We start from the raw sequence: 16,376 nt of genomic DNA on the forward strand, positions 1-16,376 counted from the left end.
AGCCGCGTGACCTCGACGAACCTCAAGATCGCCATCGACGGCTCGGCCGGCTCGGCCGCCCCGTACGAACAGCTGCGCGCGCAGATCGCCGACCGGGCCCGGTCGGGGAGGCTGCCGGCGGGCTTCAAGCTGCCGACCGTGCGGGGGCTGGCGGAGGAGCTGGGGCTGGCCGCCAACACCGTCGCGAAGGCGTACCGGGCGCTGGAGGCGGACGGGGTGGTCGAGACGAGGGGCCGCAACGGCACGTTCGTCGCGGCCTCGGGGGAGGGCCCGGCCCGGGAGGCCGCCGCGGCGGCCCAGGCGTACGCGGACCGGGTCCACCGGCTGGGCCTCACGGACGCGGAGGCCCTGGCGGCCGCCACGGAAGCCCTCCGCGCCCGGTACGCGGCGGGCTAGGACGCCGGCCCGCCCCGCCGTCCGGGAAGCGGCGTGCGCGGCGGACCGGCAGCCGCGCGCGTACGCCCCCCGTACGGTCCGAGGGCCCCGGAACCCCGTCCGCCCGCCGGAGGCTAGAGGTACAGCCCCGCCTCCGGGCCGTGCGGCTGCGGGGGCAGGACGGACGTCGGGCCCGTGCCGCGGCGCAGGGCGAACAACTCCGCCAGGCTCGCGCCCTCGCGCGATACGCCCTCGTCCGTGCCCAGCCAGTCCACCGCCTCCCGGTGGGTCAGCCGGCCGACCTCGACGCGGGCCAGGCAGCGTCCCGGCCGGACGACCGCAGGGTGGAGCCGTTCCAGGTCCTCGTTGGTCGTGACGCCGACCAGGACGTTGCGGCCCTGCCCCAGCAGGCCGTCCGTCAGGTTCAGCAGCCGGGACAGCGCCTGCCCCGCCGTGTGCCGGGCCTCGCCGCGGATCAGCTCGTCGCAGTCCTCCAGCAGGAGCAGCCGCCACCGGCCCTTGGCCGTCCCCTCGTCCTCGCCGATCGCGATGTCCATCAGGTAGCCCACGTCGTTGAACAGCCGCTCCGGGTCCAGGACGCAGTCCACCTGGCACCAGTCCCGCCAGGAGCGGGCCAGCGTGCGCAGCGCGGAGGTCTTGCCCGTACCCGGCGGACCGTGGAGCAGGAGCAGCCGCCCCGCGATGTCGTCCGGGGTCACCTTCATCAGCCGGTCCAGCGCCCCGGCCACCGGCGCCGTGTAGTTGGGCCGCACCTCGGCCCAGGTGCCGGCCCCGATCTGGCGGGTCGTCCGGTACGGGCCGCGGCGCGGGGAGACGTACCAGAAGCCCATCGTGACGTTCTCGGGCTGCGGTTCGGGCTCGTCCTGCACGCCCTGCGTCGCCTCGCCGAGCACGCCGGCGGCGAGTTCGTCGCTGATCGCCGTCACGGTGACGTCCGCGCCCCGGCTCCACCGGGAGACCAGCATCGTCCAGCCCTCGCCCTCGGCGAGCGTGGCGCTGCGGTCGCTGTCGCGGGCCGAGCGCAGCACGGTGGCCCCGGGCGGCAGCAGGCTCGCCCCCGCCTTCACCCGGTCGATCGACACGCTGTGCGAGAACGGCTGCTCGCCGGAGGCGAACCGGCCGAGGAACAGCGCGTCGACGACGTCCGACGGCGAGTCGCTGTCGTCGACGTTGAGCCGGATCGGCAGCGCGTCATGCGGGTTGGCTGGCATGGCGCCCATGATCCGGCACGAACTGGCCCGGTGCACGTGTGTTTCGCCGGATCGAGTGGCCGGTTTCCCTCTTCAAACGCATCGCGCGTGAACGTTCGGACCGCAGGTCTGCGCCAAATATTCTTGGCATGAACACTTCCGGCGAACCCGCGTTCCTTGTACCACGGACTGAGGAGTAACCCCCACTAGGAGCCGCATACATGAGCACGAGAACGTCTCGTTTCGCTGCCCTGACCTCCTCCCTGTTACTCGCCGCGGGAGCCGCCCTCTTCGGCGCAGGTCAGGCGGCCGCCGCCCAGGCCGACTTCGGCTACGTCGCCCTCGGCGACTCGTACTCCTCCGGCGTCGGCGCCGGCAACTACGACGCCGCCAGCGGCAACTGCAAGCGCTCCACCCGCGCCTACCCCGCCCTGTGGGCTGCCGCCCACTCCCCGCAGAGCTTCTCCTTCGTCGCCTGTTCGGGCGCCCGGACGGGGGACCTCCTCGCCAACCAGCTCGCCCCCCTCAACTCCGGCACCGACCTGGTGTCCGTCACCATCGGAGGCAACGACGCCGGATTCGCCGACGTCATGACGACCTGTGTGCTCCAGTCCGAGTCCACCTGCGTCAACCGCGTCAACCAGGCCAAGGCCTACGTCAACTCCACCCTCCCCGGCCAGCTCGACCAGGTCTACAACGCCATCGACAGCCGCTCGCCCGGCGCCCGCGTCGTCGTCCTCGGCTATCCCCGGTTCTACAAGCTGAGCGGCTCGTGCGTCACCGGCCTCACCGAGGGCGAGCGCGCCGCCATCAACGGCGCGTCCGACCACCTCAACGCCGCCATCGCCAAGCGCGCCGCCGACCACGGCTTCGCCTTCGCCTCGGTGGCCGGCGCGTTCACCGGCCACGAGATCTGCTCGGGCAACGCGTGGCTGCACAGCCTCAACTGGCTCAACATCGGCGAGTCGTACCACCCGACCGCGGCCGGACAGTCCGGCGGCTACCTGCCGGTCTTCACGAACGCGGCCTGACCGGCCCGGCGCACCGGAACCGGCCCCGGCGTCACGTCCGCGCTCGCACCCGGGGCCGACGGCGCCGGCGCCGGGACGGACGGCGGCGCCGGTGAGGACGTCGGCGTCGGGTCCGTCCCCGGGTCCGGATCCGGCTCCGGCGGCGTGGTCGTACCGGGGGAGGCGGTCCCGCTCGCCGGGGCCGCCTCCTCGCACGTCACGGACGTCTCCACCCACGCGGAGTCCACCGCCGCCGGACCGCGCACCTCCAGCCGCACCGCGTCGGTGAAGACCGGGCCCGGCCCGTACGTCAGTTCCGCGTGCTCCAGCCGCCGGCTCACCGGTCCGCCCGCCTCGTACGCGAGGGACTGCCAGCCGGGCCCCGAGGTCCTCCCGCTCCGGGTGGCCCAGCGGTACTCCAGCACGGTCGGCGTTCGCTCCACCTCCACCGTCGCCGTGAACGCGGGGGCACGCTCCGCGGGCGGCGGACAGCCGCCGCGGTAGGACGCGCGCACGGCGTCGACGAACACCCCGGGGTACGCCTGCCCGCCGGCCGGCGTCGGGACCGGCGCGGGCCGCGGGGGCCGGGCGGGAGAGCCCGGGCCCGCGGATCCGGCCGGCCGCGCAGCCGGCTCCGTCCCCGCCGGCGCCCCACCGCGCCCGTCCGCGCCGCCCCCGCGGCCGCCGAGCAGCAGCCACCCCAGCGCGGCCAGCGCCAGCAGCAGCACGACGATCCCGGCGGTCAGCACCAGCCCGGCCCGGCCCGCCCGCGGTGCCGCGGCCGCCTCCCCGTACGGACCCCCCGCGGCCGGGGGCGCCCCCGGCGGGGCCGCCGCACCCGCGGCCCTCGGCTCACCGCGGGGGCGCGCCCCGGCCGCCGGCCCCTGCGGCCCGGGGCCTGACACCGGCCCGCCGGCGGCCCGTGCGGTCCCGCCCGCGCCGACCAGCCGCAGCATCCGGGCCGCCTCCGCCGGGTCGAGCCGCTCGGCGGGGTCCTTCCGCAGCAGACCCTCCAGTACGGGTGCCAGCGCACCGGCCCGGCGGACCGCGGGCGGCTCCGCCTCCACCACCGCCTCCAGCGTGTCCAGCGCGGTGGCCCGGCGGAACGGCGAGATCCCCTCGACCGCCACGTACAACAGGACCCCGAGCGACCACAGGTCCGACCCGGGACCCGGCTCGCTTCCCGACGCCCGCTCCGGCGCCAGGTATTCGGGGGAGCCGACCATCTCCCCCGTCATGGTGATCGCCGAGGACCCCTCCAGGCTCGCGATCCCGAAGTCGCTCAGCACCACCCGGCCGTCGTTGGCCAGCAGCACGTTCCCCGGCTTGACGTCCCGGTGGAGCACCCCCGAGTCGTGCGCCGACCGCAGGGCGGCCAGCACCTGCTCCCCGAGGTGTCCGGCCCGCTGCGGGGGCATCGGGCCCTCCGCCTCCAGCACCTCGGCCAGTGAGAGCCCGCGCACCAGCTCCATCACGATCCACGGCCGCCCGCCCTCGGAGGCCACGTCGTACACCGTCACGACCCCGCGGTGCGAGATCCGGGCCGCGGCCCACGCCTCCCGCTCCAGGCGCCGGTACATCCGCTGCAGTCCGGCCGCGTCCAGCCCGGCCGGCGCGCGCACCTCCTTGACGGCGACGTCGCGGGCCAGCACCTCGTCCCGGGCCCGCCACACGATGCCCATCCCGCCGCGGCCGAGCGGTTCGAGCAGCCGGTAGCGGCCCGATATGACACGCTCGGCGGCGTCTTCCCGCTCCCCGTCACCCACGTCGTCGCTCACGCGCGCCCCCATGTGCGTCCATGCGTCACCGGATGATCACTCCAAGTTAGCGCAGCGGGCCGGAAGTGGCCCCCGCCGTGACGGGACTTGCGGTACCGCCCGCGAACGGCCCCGCAAAACCACCCCATTTGTGCGGAGAGTGACGAATGACTCCGCTGAGTAATCGTCAACTCCCCGTCGCCACAGGGGTAATTCACACCACCGGGATACCCGGGCGCGACGCGGGGACGATAGGGTTAACCTGCCCGGGCCGGGTGCCCTCGTACGGGTGGGGAGAGATCATGGAACAAATAGCAATGCGCAGCAGGCCGCCTCGCGTGCCTGCCATCAACTGCGGCAGCAACGCGACCAGCTCGCGCCTCGACCGCCATCTCGCGGTACTGGGCGGCCCTGCCGTCCCGCACCGGGATGCCGCCGAGGCGACGCTGCTGATGCGCGAGCTCACCTCGCGCGACCACACGCACCGCCTGCGGAGCCGGAGCGCGCGCGTCTCGCTCTTCGCGCCGCTGCGCCGTCTGCGTCGCACGCTCTTCGGCAGCCGCCGCTCGTAAACCGTCCCCGCAGCAGAGCCGTTCACCCCCGGGCTCCCGGCTTCCCGGCCCTACGCGACCACACCGTCCCGGCGCAGATCCGCGATCTGCGCGTCCGTCATCCCCAGGGCGCGCAGCAGGGCTCCGGTGTGCTCGCCCAGCGCGGGCACCGCACCCATGTGCGGTGCCGCGCCGCCCGGCAGCCCGATCGGCGGCAGCAGGGCCCGCAGCGGGCCCACCGGTGACCCCACCTCCCGCCAGCGGTCCCGCGCCGCCAGCTGCGGATGCCCGGCCAGCCGGGCCACCGAGTTCAGCCGTGCGCAGGCGATGCCCGCCGCCTCCAGCCGCCCGATCGCCTCGTCCGCGCCCAGCCCGGCCAGCGCCGCGGCCACGACCGCGTCGGTCCGCTCCCGGTTCGCGGTGCGCGCCGCGTTCGTCGCGAACTGCGGATCATCTGCCAACTCGGTTCGTTCCAGCACCTGTTCGACGAGCCTGCGCCACTCGCGGTCGTTCTGCACCGACAGCAGCACCCGGTCCCCGTCCGCCGTCGCGTAGGCGTCGTACGGCGCGATCACCGCGTGCGCCAGACCGGTGCGCACCGGCTGCTCCCCACCGTGCATCGTGTGGTGCAGGGGGTGCCCCATCCATTCGGCGAGCGCGTCCAGCATCGACACCTCCACCCGGCCGCCGCGCCCCGTGACCCCGCGGCGCAGCAGGGCGGCGAGCACGCCCGAGAACGCGTACATGGCGGCCGCGATGTCCGCGGCCGGGATGCCCGCCTTGACGGGCTGCTCCGGCGTCCCGGTCACCGAGACCAGGCCCGCCTCGCACTGGACGAGCATGTCGTAGGCGCGCTTGTGGGCGTACGGGCCCTCGGCGCCGTAGCCCGACACGTCGACGGCGACCAGCCGCGGGTAGCGGTCGCACAGCGCGGCCGCGTCGAGCCCGAGCCGGGCCGCGGCCCCCTGGGCGAGGTTCTGGACGAACACGTCGGCGCCGGCCAGCAGCCCGTGCAGCACGTCGAGGCCGCGCGGGTCCTTCAGGTCCAGCGCGATCGACTCCTTGCCGCGGTTGGCCCACACGAAGTGGGAGGCGAGGCCGTGCGCGGCGGTGTCGTAGGCGCGCGCGAAGTCGCCGCCGTCGGGGCGCTCGACCTTGACGACCCGGGCGCCGAGGTCGGCGAGCTGACGGGTGGCGAAGGGGGCCGAGACGGCCTGTTCGACGGCGACGACGGTGATGCCGTCCAGGGGGAGGGGGTCGGGCGCGCAGCGTTCGGTGTCCATGGCACCGATGCCTATCCCGCCGGACCCCGCCCTGTCACCCCCCGGCGCGCTCCGCCCCTGCCCGGCGACCCTCAGCCCGCGGTGCCGCGGGCGAACCGCCGGGACGCCAGCGGCACGAACACGGCGAGCAGCAGCGCCGACCAGAGCAGCGCGCCCGCCACCGGGTGCGCGGCGGGCCAGGCCGCGCCCGCGCCGGCTCCGGCCCCCGGATTCCCGCACAGCTCGCGCACCGCCGTGGCCACGGCGCTGATCGGGTTCCACTCGGCGACCGTGCGCAGCCATCCGGGCAGCCCGGCGGTCGGCAGGTAGGCGCTGGAGAGCATCGGCAGGACGAAGGTGGCGCCGCCGAGCTGCCCCGCGGCCTCCTCGCTCCGGGTCAGCAGGCCCAGGTACGTCCCGACCCACGCGGTGGCGAAGCGGAACAGCAGCAGGATCCCCAGCGCCCCGAGCGCGCCGGGCAGCCCGTTCTCGATCCGCCAGCCCATCGCCAGCCCCACCAGCATCAGCGGCACCATCGACACCCCCGTGGTGAGCAGGTCGGCCGCCGTCTGCCCGAGCGGTACGGCGCTCCGGCTCATCGGCAGCGTCCGGAACCGGTCCATCACCCCCCGGTGCGCGTCCTGCGCGGCGGTGAACAGGCCGGACATCAGGCCGCCCGCGGCCGTCGCGGCGAGCAGCCCGGGCACCAGGAACGCGCGGTAGTCGGCGCCCGGCATGGCGAGCGCGCTGCCGAAGACGTACCCGAAGAAGAGGAGCATCGTGATCGGCATGGTCTGGGTGAGGATCAGCAGCGCCGGGGCGTGCCGGGCCTTCTGGAGCCGGCCGGCCAGGACCGCGCCGCCGTCGGACAGCAGGGTGCTCATGCGGCGTACTCCTCGTGGTCGGTGCCCCGGTCGGCGGTGGTGCGGGTGAGGCGCAGGAACACCTCGTCGAGCGTGGGCGGCCGCAGGCTCGCGTCGGTGACCGGCACTCCGGCGCCGTCGAGCGCGCGGATGATCCGGGGCAGGGTCAGCCCGGCGTCCAGCACGGTCACGCCGACGGTGAGCCGCTCCTCGTCGAGCACGGGGCGGCCGCCGGTGAGCTGGTCGAGGACGCCGGCGGCGGCCGCGACCGCTCCGCGCGCACCGACGTGGACCTCGGCGTAGGCGCCGATCCGCGCCTTGAGCCCGGCCGGGGTGCCGGTGGCGACGGCGCGGCCGCTGTCGACGACCACGATGTCGTCGGCCAGCCGGTCCGCCTCCTCCAGGTACTGGGTGGTGAGCAGCACGGTGGTGCCCTCCGCGGCGAGCGCCCGGACCTCCGTCCAGATGCGGTCGCGCGCGGCGGGGTCGAGCCCGGTGGTGGGCTCGTCGAGGAACAGCACCCGGGGCCGGGTGATCAGCCCCGCGGCCAGGTCCAGGCGGCGGCGCATGCCGCCGGACCAGGTGCCGGCCACCCGGCCGGCGGCCTCGGTCAGGCCGAAGCGCTCCAGCAGCTCGTCGGCGCGGGCCCGGCCGGCGGCGCCGCGCAGTCCGGCGAGGCGGGCGAAGAGCCGGAGGTTCTCACGGCCGGTCAGGTCCCCGTCCACCGAGGCGTACTGGCCGGTGACGCCGATGGCGCGGCGGACGGCGGCGGGTTCGCGGGTGACGTCGTGGCCGGCCACGACGGCGCGGCCGCCGGTGGGTGCGGTGAGGGTGGTGAACACCCGTACGGCGGTGGTCTTGCCCGCGCCGTTCGGGCCGAGGAGGCCGCAGACCGTGCCCTCGCGGACGGCGAGGTCGAGGCCGCGCAGGGCGCGGACCTCCCCGTACTTCTTTTCCAGGCCCTCACTAAGTACGGCGTACGTAGTAGTCATACGGCGGACCCTACCCCACTACGTACGGTGTACGTAACTAAGATGGGGGCGAGACGACGAGGTGATCGACGCGATGACAGCCGCTGGACGAGCCGCTGAACCGGAAGTGATCTGGTCCCGCCCGCAGCGGGCCGGCCGCGGACCCAGGCCCGCGCACAGCCGCGGGTCGATCGCGGCCGAGGCGGTGCGGATCGCCGACGCCGAGGGGATCGACGCCGTCTCGATGCGGCGCGTGGCCGCCGGGATCGGCGCGGGGACCATGTCCCTGTACAACTACGTGCCGCGCAAGGAGGACCTGTACGAGCTGATGGTCGACGCCGTCAGCGGGGAGTACGCGCTGACCCCGCCGACCGGCGACTGGCGGGCGGACCTGCTCGGCCTGGCCCGCCAGGCACGGGCGCTGATGCACCGGCACCCGTGGCTGCCCCGGCTGCTGAGCCCCGTGCACGGCTTCAGCCCGAACGCCCTGCGGTACCTGGAGCACACGCTCGACTGCCTCGCGCCGCTGGACGTGCCGGACGGCGAGAAGCTGGAGCTGGTCGCCGCGGTCAACGGGACGGTGGCGATCTTCGTGGCGAGCGAACTGGACCTGGCCGAGCGGGCGCGGGCGCTGCCCTGGAGCGAGGCGGCGGAGCAGGGCGTACGGGCCGCCTGGCTCGGCTCGCGGCTGGAAACGGGGGAGTACCCGCGGCTGGCGGCGGCCCTGGCGGCCGGCGCGGTTCCCGTGACCGCGGCCGGGCCGCAGCTGGCCGACGTGTTCGACCGCTCGGTGCAACGGCTGCTGGGGGCCTGGGGGACGTAGACCCTGCGGGGGGCGTACGGCGCGCGCCGGCTACAGCAGCGCGAACTGCCCGCCCGGGCCCTCCTCCTGGTGGTCCAGCACCGAGGCCGGGCGCCGCGCCCAGCGGGGCACCGGCAGGACGCCCGCCGCGCGCAACCCGGCCGCCGACAGGAGGGGCCCGGGCTCGAACGCCGCCCGCTCCGGCGCCAGATCGGCCAGCAGCGCCAGGGTGGTGACCAGCGCGAGCAGCTCCGAGGTCCACTCCGGCGGCCACTCGGCCGGCCCGAGCGCCTCCAGCCCGTCGGCCGCGGGGTCGCGGTGCGCGATGCGGGCGGCGCACCAGGACTCCAGCACCCGGGCGCCCTGGACCTCGTACTCCCAGGCCCCGGGCGGGACGGGCGAAACGGTCCCGCCGCCCAGGCTCAGCGTCTCGCTCGCGGCGTCGTACGCGATCCCCTGCGGCCACCCGGCCACCGCCGAGCGGACGTACGGGCGGCGCCCGCCGGGCAGCCGGGGCGCCTCGCCCCCGCGCGTCCCGCGCAGCTGGACGGCGAGCAGCCGGTGCCCCAGCTCCAGCCCGGTCCGCCAGCGCTCGGGCTCGGCGGCGAGCGGTACCTCGTACCCCCGGGGGCCCGGGCGGCCCGCCGCGAGGATCCAGCACAGCAGGTCCTCCGGGGTGGCCCAGCCGCCGTACTGCCCGCCGAGCAGGGCCGGAAGGCCCGGTGCGAGGTTCGGCTCGGCGCCGCCGGGGCGCCGGTGCAACGGCCGGGTCCGCAGGGGCCGCCCGGCCGGCAGGTGCGCGGTGACGAGCGGCTCGGGCCCCTCGACCAGGAACAGCTGGTGCCCGTCCAGCACCCGCCAGAGCTCGGGGCGGGCGGTGTCGATCAGCCGCTGGTCGGGCAGCAGCCACTGCTCGTCGAACGGGGCGCGGAGCACCCGTACGGGGTCCGGGCAGGGGCCCGGACCGTCGGCGAACCGGGTCGTGGCCGAACGCTGACCGGGCAGGGCGGCGGCCCCGGCGGCCGGGGTGCGGCTGCGGCTCGGGCGGAACAGCCGCTCGCGGTCGGCCCCTTCGGCGCCGGCCAGGGCGGCCCAGCGGGCACGCAGGACGGCCGGGTCGGGCGCGGCCACCCAGTCCCGGCCGAGGCGAAGGCCGCCCACGGCCCAGGGCATCAGATCGTCCAGCAGCGGTACGTCGTCGCTCACGCCGCCGATGGTAGCGACGGCGTCCGGCGGCCGGGCTGCGTCCAGGCCGAGGAGTTACGCTCCTTGTGTAGGCATACGTCCCGTATCGACCGAGGAGAAGGACGGCCATGAGTCAGTACGACGAATACTCGACTCCGTCGCAGGCCGAGGGCGAGCGCCTCGACGAGGACATGGACGAGGCCCAGCGCGCCCAGCGCCACCACCCCCAGACGACGCGCACCACGCCGTCCCAGGCGGAGGGCGAGCGGACCGCGGAGGACGACGCCCCGCGGGGCTGAGGCAGTAGCGGAGCCCCGCGCCCGCCCCGCCCCGCGCCCGCCTCGCCCCGCGCCCGCCCCGCGGCACGTCAGTGCGCGTCCACCGTCACCGTGAAGGAGAAGCGGTCGCCGCGATAGCGGATGCGGGCCACGTCCACGACCCGGCCGTCCTCGTCGTACGTCACACCCGTGTAGTGCAGGATCGGGCTGAGCAGCGGGACCCGCAGCAGTTCCGCCGTCTCCGGGTCCGCGAGCCGGGCCTCGATCGTGTCGGTGATCCGGCTGATCCGCACCCCCGCGACGTCCCGCAGGACCTTCGTCATCGGCCACCGTTCGAGGTCGGCGGGCTCCACGGCGGCGGCGAACTCGGGGAGGACCGCGTTCTCCGCCCAGTTCGTCGGCTCCCCGCTCTCGCGGTCGTGGCGCAGCCGCCGGTAGGTGACCACCTCGGCCGTGTCCGGGAAGTGCTCCAGCAGCTCCCCGGCCACGGCCGTGCGCCCGTGGCCGAGGATCGTCGTACGGTCGCCCGACTGCTGGGCCACGATCGCGTCGACCGAGCCCAGCAGCCGTACGGGGGCGCCGCGCAGCGCCCCCGGCTCGATGAAGGTGCCGCGCCGCCGGTGCCGGCTGATCAGGCCCTCGCCCTCCAGCTCCTTGAGGGCCTGCCGCATGGTCAGCACGCTCACCCCGTAGTGCCCGGCGAGCTGCTCCTCGGTGGGCAGGCGCAGCGAGGCGTCCGGGGTGCGCCCGAGTATCGAGGCGCGCAGCGACTGGGACACCTGGTACCAGAGCGGAAGCTTCCGGTTCAGTACCAGCGAGTCGGGGGCGAAGGCGGTCACGGGTGTTTCTCCGTACGGCTGGACGCGGGGTGTGCGGCGGCGCAGGTGAGCGTACGCACGACGGGTCAGGCGCGGAAGTGGCGCTGCAGCCCCTGCCAGACGTCGTCGTAGCCGCGCTGGAGGTGGTCCGCGCCGGCCGCCTGGGCGGTGGTGGTGATCGGCCAGCGGGTCTCGAACATGAACGCCAGGCCGTCGTCGATCTTCTGCGGCTTCAGCTCGGCGGCGCTCGCCCGGTCGAAGGTCTCCCGGTCCGGGCCGTGCGCGGACATCATGTTGTGCAGCGAGCCGCCGCCGGGGACGAAGCCCTCGGCCTTGGCGTCGTAGGCCCCGTCGATCAGGCCCATGTACTCGCTCATCACGTTGCGGTGGAAGTAGGGCGGGCGGAAGGTGTCCTCGCCGACGAGCCAGCGCGGCGCGAAGACCACGAAGTCCACGCCCGCCAGCCCCGGGGTGTCGGAGGGCGAGGTCAGGACGGTGAAGATCGACGGGTCGGGGTGGTCGTAGCTGATCGAGCCGAGGACGTTGAACCGGCGCAGGTCGTAGACGTACGGGACGTGCGTGCCGTGCCAGGCGACGACGTCGAGCGGGGAGTGGTCGTAGGTCGCCGACCAGAGGTTGCCGCAGAACTTGTTGACGACCTCGGTCGGGCGGTCGAGCAGGCCCGGCTCCTCGTACGCGGCCACCGGGGCCCGGAAGTCGCGCGCGGCGGCGAGTCCGTTGGCGCCGATCGGGCCCAGGTCGGGGAGTTCGAAGGGCTGCCCGTAGTTCTCGCAGACGTACCCGCGGGCGTCGGCGTCGAGCAGTTCGACGCGGAAGCGCACGCCGCGGGGGATCAGCGCGACCTCGCCCGGCCGGGCGGCGAGCAGGCCGAACTCGGTCCGCAGGAGCAGCCCGCCGCGCTCGGGGACGATCAGCAGCTCGCCGTCGGAGTCGCTGAACACCCGCTCGTCCATGGAGGAGTTGGCGGAGTAGAGGTGGATGGCCATGCCGGTGCGCTGGGTGGCGTCGCCGTTCCCGCCGAGGGTCCACAGGCCGGCCAGGAAGTCGGTGCCGGGGGCCGGGTCGGGCAGGGGGTTCCAGCGCAGCCGGTTGGGGTCCGCGGGAGCCTCGGTGAAGGGGCCGGTGCGCAGGGCCCCGTTGTCGATCCGGGTGAAGGGCGGGTGCGCGGCCGAGGGGCGGATCCGGTAGAGCCAGGAGCGGCGGTTGTTCCTGCGGGGCTCGGTGAAGGCGCTGCCGCTGAGCTGCTCGGCGTACAGGCCCAGGGGCGCGCGCTGGGGCGAGTTCCGGCCGAGCGGCAGGGCGCCGGGGACGGCCTCCGAGCTGTGCTCGTTGCCGAAGCCGCCGAGGTACTCCAGCGCCTCCGCCGTCTTGCCGGCCCGCTCGCTGCCCGACTGCTCGCTCATGTGCTGCTCCCGCTCCTTCGAAGGAATCCTATGGCTGACAGTAGGATTCCGCGGCCCGCACGTCAACGGCGGCTTCCGGCCGGTCGGGACGCCGGGTCGGCCGGAGCGCCGCCGCCCTGCCCGGGCGGAGCGGATTCCTCGCGGGGGAGCGGATTGCCGCACGGGTGGGAGTGGATTCTCGAACGGGCGGAGCGGATTCCCGCACGGTCGGGACGGAATCCCGCACGGGGGGATCCCAAAAGGTGAACATTGCTCTACTCTCTCGCGCATGCCGTGGACCCGCAGGTTTCCTGCCGTGCCGGCGGTGCTCCTCGCCGCCCTCCTCGCCCTCCTGTCCCTCTTCGCCGCCGCGCCCGCGGCCCAAGCCCACGAGGAGCGGCCCGTCGCCCTCCCCGACGGCACCGGATCCGTCCCCGTGTACCGCGCGGCAGAGCCGGACCTGCTGGTCTGCAAGACCGACCGGCCGGCCTTCGAGCGCCGCATATCCGCCTTCCCCGAGGCGCTGCGGCAGCGCAACCTCGCCCTCTACGAACGGTGCGAGCAGAGCGGCTACCGCCACCTCCAGGAGGCCGTGGACGCCGTCGACCGGCCCGGAATGAACATCGCGATCCTCCCCGGCCTCTACGAGGAGGAGCCCTCCCTCCCGAAGCCGGCCGGCGAATGCGCCGCCCTGAAGGCCCCCGACTCCTCGCTCGGCTACCAGATCCTCAGCTACGAGCAGCAGGTCCAGTGCCGGCACAACCAGAACCTCGTCGCCATCCTCGGCAAGACGGACCTCCAGATCGAGGGCACGGGAGCCTCGCGGCTGGACGTCGTCATCGACGCCAAGTACCAGAAGCTGAACGCCCTTCGCGCCGACCGGTCCAACGGCGTCTACTTCCGCAACTTCACCGCCCAGCGGACCACGTTCAACTCGCTCTACGTCCTCGCGGGCGACGGCTTCGTGATCGACGACGTCCTGACCCGCTGGAACGACGAGTACGGCTTCCTGACCTTCGCCAGCGACCACGGGCTCTACAAGAACTGCGAGTCGTACGGCAACGGCGACTCCGGCATCTACCCCGGCAGCGCCTCCGACATCAACGACGGCCGCGGCTACGACGTCCCCCGGTACTCCATCGAGATCACCGGCTGCCGCAGCCACCACAACATGGTCGGCTACTCCGGCACCGCCGGCGACTCGGTCTGGGTCCACGACAACGAGTTCGACCAGAACATGGGCGGCGCCTCCATGGACAGCGCCTTCCCCGGTCACCCCGGACTCCCGCAGAACCACGCCAAGTTCGAGCGGAACCTGATCCACGACAACAACCAGGACTACTACCGGTACGTCGCCGACGGCACCTGCGCCAAGCCGGCCGCCGAGCGCGGCTACGAGCAGGGCGTCGTCTGCCCCCAGATCTCCATGCCGCCGGGCACCGGCATCATCACCGCGGGCGGCAACTGGAACCTGTACGAGGGCAACTGGGTGTACGGGCACCAGAGGGCCGGCTTCTTCCTCAGCGCCGTCCCGGCCTTCATCCGCGGCGAGGAGGCGTGGTCCAAGCAGACGGACACCTCCCACCACAACCGGTACGCCGGGAACGTGATGGGCAAGGACAAGGCGGGCGCCGCCCGGCCCAACGGCATGGACGTGTGGTGGGACGGCCAGGGCCGCGGCAACTGCTGGCAGGACGGCCCCGACGGTTCCACCCCGGGCACCGTCCCGCAGTGCGGAGCCGCCCGCGGCGACCTCACCGGGGCCTCGGCCCGGCTGGTGGGAGAACCGGTGAAGCTGGTCCAGCTCCTCGTCTGCGCCGACTACAGCGTCCAGGCCCGCAAACTCCCGGCCGGCTGCGACTGGTACGGCGCGCGCGGCCTGGAGCGGGTGGAGACCCAGATCGCGCTGGCCGTGGCGGGCGTGCTGCTCCTCGTCGGCGGGGTGCTGTGGTGGCGCCGCCTGCGCGGCTCCCGGCTGGGCACGGCCGCCTCGCTCCTCGGCCTGGCCGGGCTCGCGCTGGACGTGGCCGGTTCCACCGCGGGGCTGGTCGCCACCTTCGTCCCGGCGCTCGCGCTCCTGCTCCTCGGGCTGTGGTGGACGGGCGCGGGCCTGGCGCTGCGCGCCGACCGCCCCTGGCTGGCCCGGCTGACCCTGCTGCTGGCCGGGCTCACGCTGCTCGACGCCTTCGACAAGGCGGTCCTGATGATCCCTTGGACCCCCCTGAGCCCCGCCTGGGTACGGGCCCTGGTGGCCCTGGTGTGGCTGCTCTGGGCCGCCGTGGCCTCGGCCCGCCCCACGCCCCGTGCGGCGGTCGGGGTGCCGGGAGCCGACGGTGTACCGGATGCCGAGGGGGCGGGAGCCGACGGGGCGGGAGCCCCCGGGACCGGGACCGGGACCGGAGCTGGGTCTGGTGGCGCGGGGGACCGGGCCGCCGCGCTGGTCGGCCCCGGGGCGGGCCCTGCCGACGACCGCACCTCCGCCCGGACCGGCTCCGCCCCGGCGGCCGACCGCGTATCCGCCCAGGGCAGCGCAGACCCCGCCCCGGCGGCCGACCGCGCACCCGACCCGGACGGAGCCGGTTCCGATGCGGCGGGTCCCGCCCCCGGCACCGCGGGCGACGGTCCCGGGTCCGGCCGGCCGGGGACGGAGGGTCCCCGATGACCCGCGCCGTGTCCGAGACGGCCCGGGGCGCACGCCGTTGCGCCCCGGGGTGCGGTCGCACGGCTCGGCTCACCGCCGGGGGTGGGCGGTGAGCGCGGCGGGAGCGTCGGGCGGCCTGCTCGCCGGCGCCGATCCGCACGACACCGGCCGCCGTACCCCGCGCCCGGTACGCGGCAGGGCGCGGCGCCGAGCCGCCCGCACCGCGGCCCTGCTCGCCCTCACCCTGCTGCTCGGGGGAGCGGCTGCGGGGTGCGGCGGGCGGGCCACCACCCACCACAAGCCCGGCACCAGCCACGAGGAGGCCTCCGGCAGCGCGGGCGCCCTGCTCACCGCCGACGACGGCGCCGGCCACCGGCTGCGCGAGGTCCCGGCCGAAGGCGCGCCGAAGGTCCGCCTCACCGCGCGTCCGGACTCCGAGGACGGCTGGAACCTCCAACTGGCGGTGGAGAACTTCGCCTTCACCCCCGACAGCACCGGCGGCGCCGCCCTCCGGGGCGCGGGCCACGCCCACCTGGAGCTCGACGGCCGCAAACTGGCCCGGCTGTACGGCCCCTGGTTCCACCTGCCCGCAGCGCAGGTCCCCGAGGGCGCGCACACCCTGACCGTCCGGCTGTACGCCGACGACCACACCGCCTGGGCCGTGTCCGGCAAGCCCGTCGAGGCGACCGTCCCCCTCACCGGCGGGGGCCAGAGCGGCGGTCACAACCACGGCGCCACCCCGCCGGCGTCGGCACCCGTACCGACCCCACCGGCCCCCGCGCCGGGCCTGCCCACAGAACAGGCCGCGGACCGCACCGTCACCATCAGCGTCCGCGACGGCAAGGTCAGCCCGGCACCGGCGCGCACCGAGCTCAAGCGAGGCGAGCGGGTCGCCCTGCGCGTCACCAGCGACCGTGCGGACACCCTGCACGTCCACGGCTACGACAAGGAACTCGCCCTGCCCGCGGGCCAAGAGGCCGCCCTGGTCCTCACGGTCGACCGCACCGGCCTCTTCGAGGTCGAGACCCACGCGTCCGGCCTCGTCCTGACCCAGCTCCTCGTCCGATGACCCCGCACCCGTACCCGCACCCGTACCCGTACCCGTACCCGCGCCGGAAGCCGCACCCGCACCCGCGCCGGTGCCCGGTCCCGCCCCGGCCCCCGGCGCCGGCCGACGCCGACACCGCTGCCGCTGCCGCTGCCGCTGCCGCTGCCGCGGTCACGGCCGCGGCAGCAGTCACGGCGGCGC

15 protein-coding genes are annotated in these 16,376 nt (G+C 75.2%); 7 read left to right on the top strand and 8 right to left on the bottom strand.

Features of this window, described 5'->3' with window-relative positions:
- Positions 1-6 precede the first annotated feature (6 nt).
- Positions 7-396: a GntR family transcriptional regulator gene (locus tag ACZ6S8_RS12660; protein ID WP_469455000.1), complete on the top strand. Its 390-nt coding sequence runs from the start codon at positions 7-9 to the stop codon at positions 394-396.
- Between the two features lie 113 nt (positions 397-509).
- Here the strand turns inward: ACZ6S8_RS12660 and ACZ6S8_RS12665 are convergent, their stop codons facing one another.
- Positions 510-1,607, bottom strand: coding sequence for a DUF5925 domain-containing protein (locus tag ACZ6S8_RS12665; RefSeq protein WP_469455002.1), 1,098 nt, complete (start codon positions 1,605-1,607; stop codon positions 510-512).
- A gap of 200 nt (positions 1,608-1,807) precedes the next feature.
- Between ACZ6S8_RS12665 and ACZ6S8_RS12670 the strand changes: the two genes are divergently transcribed.
- Complete coding sequence (locus ACZ6S8_RS12670) at positions 1,808-2,617, top strand: SGNH/GDSL hydrolase family protein (protein ID WP_469455003.1); 810 nt, start codon at positions 1,808-1,810, stop codon at positions 2,615-2,617.
- Here ACZ6S8_RS12670 and ACZ6S8_RS12675 read toward each other — a convergent pair.
- On the bottom strand, positions 2,587-4,386 hold the full coding sequence (locus tag ACZ6S8_RS12675; protein WP_469455005.1) for a serine/threonine-protein kinase: 1,800 nt from the start codon (positions 4,384-4,386) through the stop codon (positions 2,587-2,589). The two genes, ACZ6S8_RS12670 and ACZ6S8_RS12675, sit on opposite strands and share 31 nt — an antisense overlap.
- A gap of 269 nt (positions 4,387-4,655) precedes the next feature.
- Between ACZ6S8_RS12675 and ACZ6S8_RS12680 the strand changes: the two genes are divergently transcribed.
- Complete coding sequence (locus ACZ6S8_RS12680) at positions 4,656-4,925, top strand: hypothetical protein (RefSeq protein WP_469455007.1); 270 nt, start codon at positions 4,656-4,658, stop codon at positions 4,923-4,925.
- A 50-nt stretch (positions 4,926-4,975) separates the two neighbouring features.
- On the opposite strand, the gene ACZ6S8_RS12685 is transcribed toward ACZ6S8_RS12680, so the two are convergent.
- The 3 genes from ACZ6S8_RS12685 to ACZ6S8_RS12695 all read right to left on the bottom strand — a co-directional run bounded on the left by ACZ6S8_RS12685 (position 4,976) and on the right by ACZ6S8_RS12695 (position 8,021).
- On the bottom strand, positions 4,976-6,187 hold the full coding sequence (locus ACZ6S8_RS12685; RefSeq protein WP_469455009.1) for a CaiB/BaiF CoA transferase family protein: 1,212 nt from the start codon (positions 6,185-6,187) through the stop codon (positions 4,976-4,978).
- A gap of 71 nt (positions 6,188-6,258) precedes the next feature.
- Positions 6,259-7,050: an ABC transporter permease gene (locus ACZ6S8_RS12690; protein ID WP_469455011.1), complete on the bottom strand. Its 792-nt coding sequence runs from the start codon at positions 7,048-7,050 to the stop codon at positions 6,259-6,261.
- Entirely contained in the window at positions 7,047-8,021 is a 975-nt protein-coding gene (locus tag ACZ6S8_RS12695; protein WP_469455013.1) for an ATP-binding cassette domain-containing protein, read from the bottom strand. The genes ACZ6S8_RS12690 and ACZ6S8_RS12695 overlap by 4 nt, the downstream gene beginning before the upstream one ends.
- 73 nt (positions 8,022-8,094) lie before the next feature.
- Between ACZ6S8_RS12695 and ACZ6S8_RS12700 the strand changes: the two genes are divergently transcribed.
- Complete coding sequence (locus ACZ6S8_RS12700) at positions 8,095-8,823, top strand: TetR/AcrR family transcriptional regulator (protein WP_469455015.1); 729 nt, start codon at positions 8,095-8,097, stop codon at positions 8,821-8,823.
- 30 nt (positions 8,824-8,853) lie between these two features.
- Here ACZ6S8_RS12700 and ACZ6S8_RS12705 read toward each other — a convergent pair whose 3' ends face one another.
- Positions 8,854-10,017, bottom strand: a complete 1,164-nt coding sequence (locus ACZ6S8_RS12705; protein ID WP_469455454.1) for a type ISP restriction/modification enzyme — start codon at positions 10,015-10,017, stop codon at positions 8,854-8,856.
- 98 nt (positions 10,018-10,115) lie between these two features.
- Here ACZ6S8_RS12705 and ACZ6S8_RS12710 point away from each other — a divergent pair, with 98 nt between their 5' ends.
- Complete coding sequence (locus ACZ6S8_RS12710; RefSeq protein ID WP_383929280.1) at positions 10,116-10,286, top strand: hypothetical protein; 171 nt, start codon at positions 10,116-10,118, stop codon at positions 10,284-10,286.
- Between the two features lie 68 nt (positions 10,287-10,354).
- On the opposite strand, the gene ACZ6S8_RS12715 is transcribed toward ACZ6S8_RS12710, so the two are convergent.
- Both ACZ6S8_RS12715 and hmgA read right to left on the bottom strand, forming a co-directional pair.
- Complete coding sequence (locus tag ACZ6S8_RS12715; protein ID WP_469455017.1) at positions 10,355-11,104, bottom strand: GntR family transcriptional regulator; 750 nt, start codon at positions 11,102-11,104, stop codon at positions 10,355-10,357.
- Between the two features lie 65 nt (positions 11,105-11,169).
- Complete coding sequence (hmgA, locus tag ACZ6S8_RS12720) at positions 11,170-12,507, bottom strand: homogentisate 1,2-dioxygenase (protein WP_469455018.1); 1,338 nt, start codon at positions 12,505-12,507, stop codon at positions 11,170-11,172.
- A 268-nt stretch (positions 12,508-12,775) separates the two neighbouring features.
- Here hmgA and ACZ6S8_RS12725 point away from each other — a divergent pair, with 268 nt between their 5' ends.
- On the top strand, positions 12,776-15,148 hold the full coding sequence (locus tag ACZ6S8_RS12725) for a right-handed parallel beta-helix repeat-containing protein (protein WP_469455020.1): 2,373 nt from the start codon (positions 12,776-12,778) through the stop codon (positions 15,146-15,148).
- A gap of 208 nt (positions 15,149-15,356) precedes the next feature.
- Positions 15,357-16,196 (top strand): cupredoxin domain-containing protein, encoded by an 840-nt coding sequence (locus ACZ6S8_RS12730; protein ID WP_469455457.1) that lies wholly within the window; start codon positions 15,357-15,359, stop codon positions 16,194-16,196.
- The last annotated feature ends 180 nt before the right edge of the window (positions 16,197-16,376 follow it).

Source organism: Streptomyces sp. NPDC048461 (assembly GCF_055587105.1).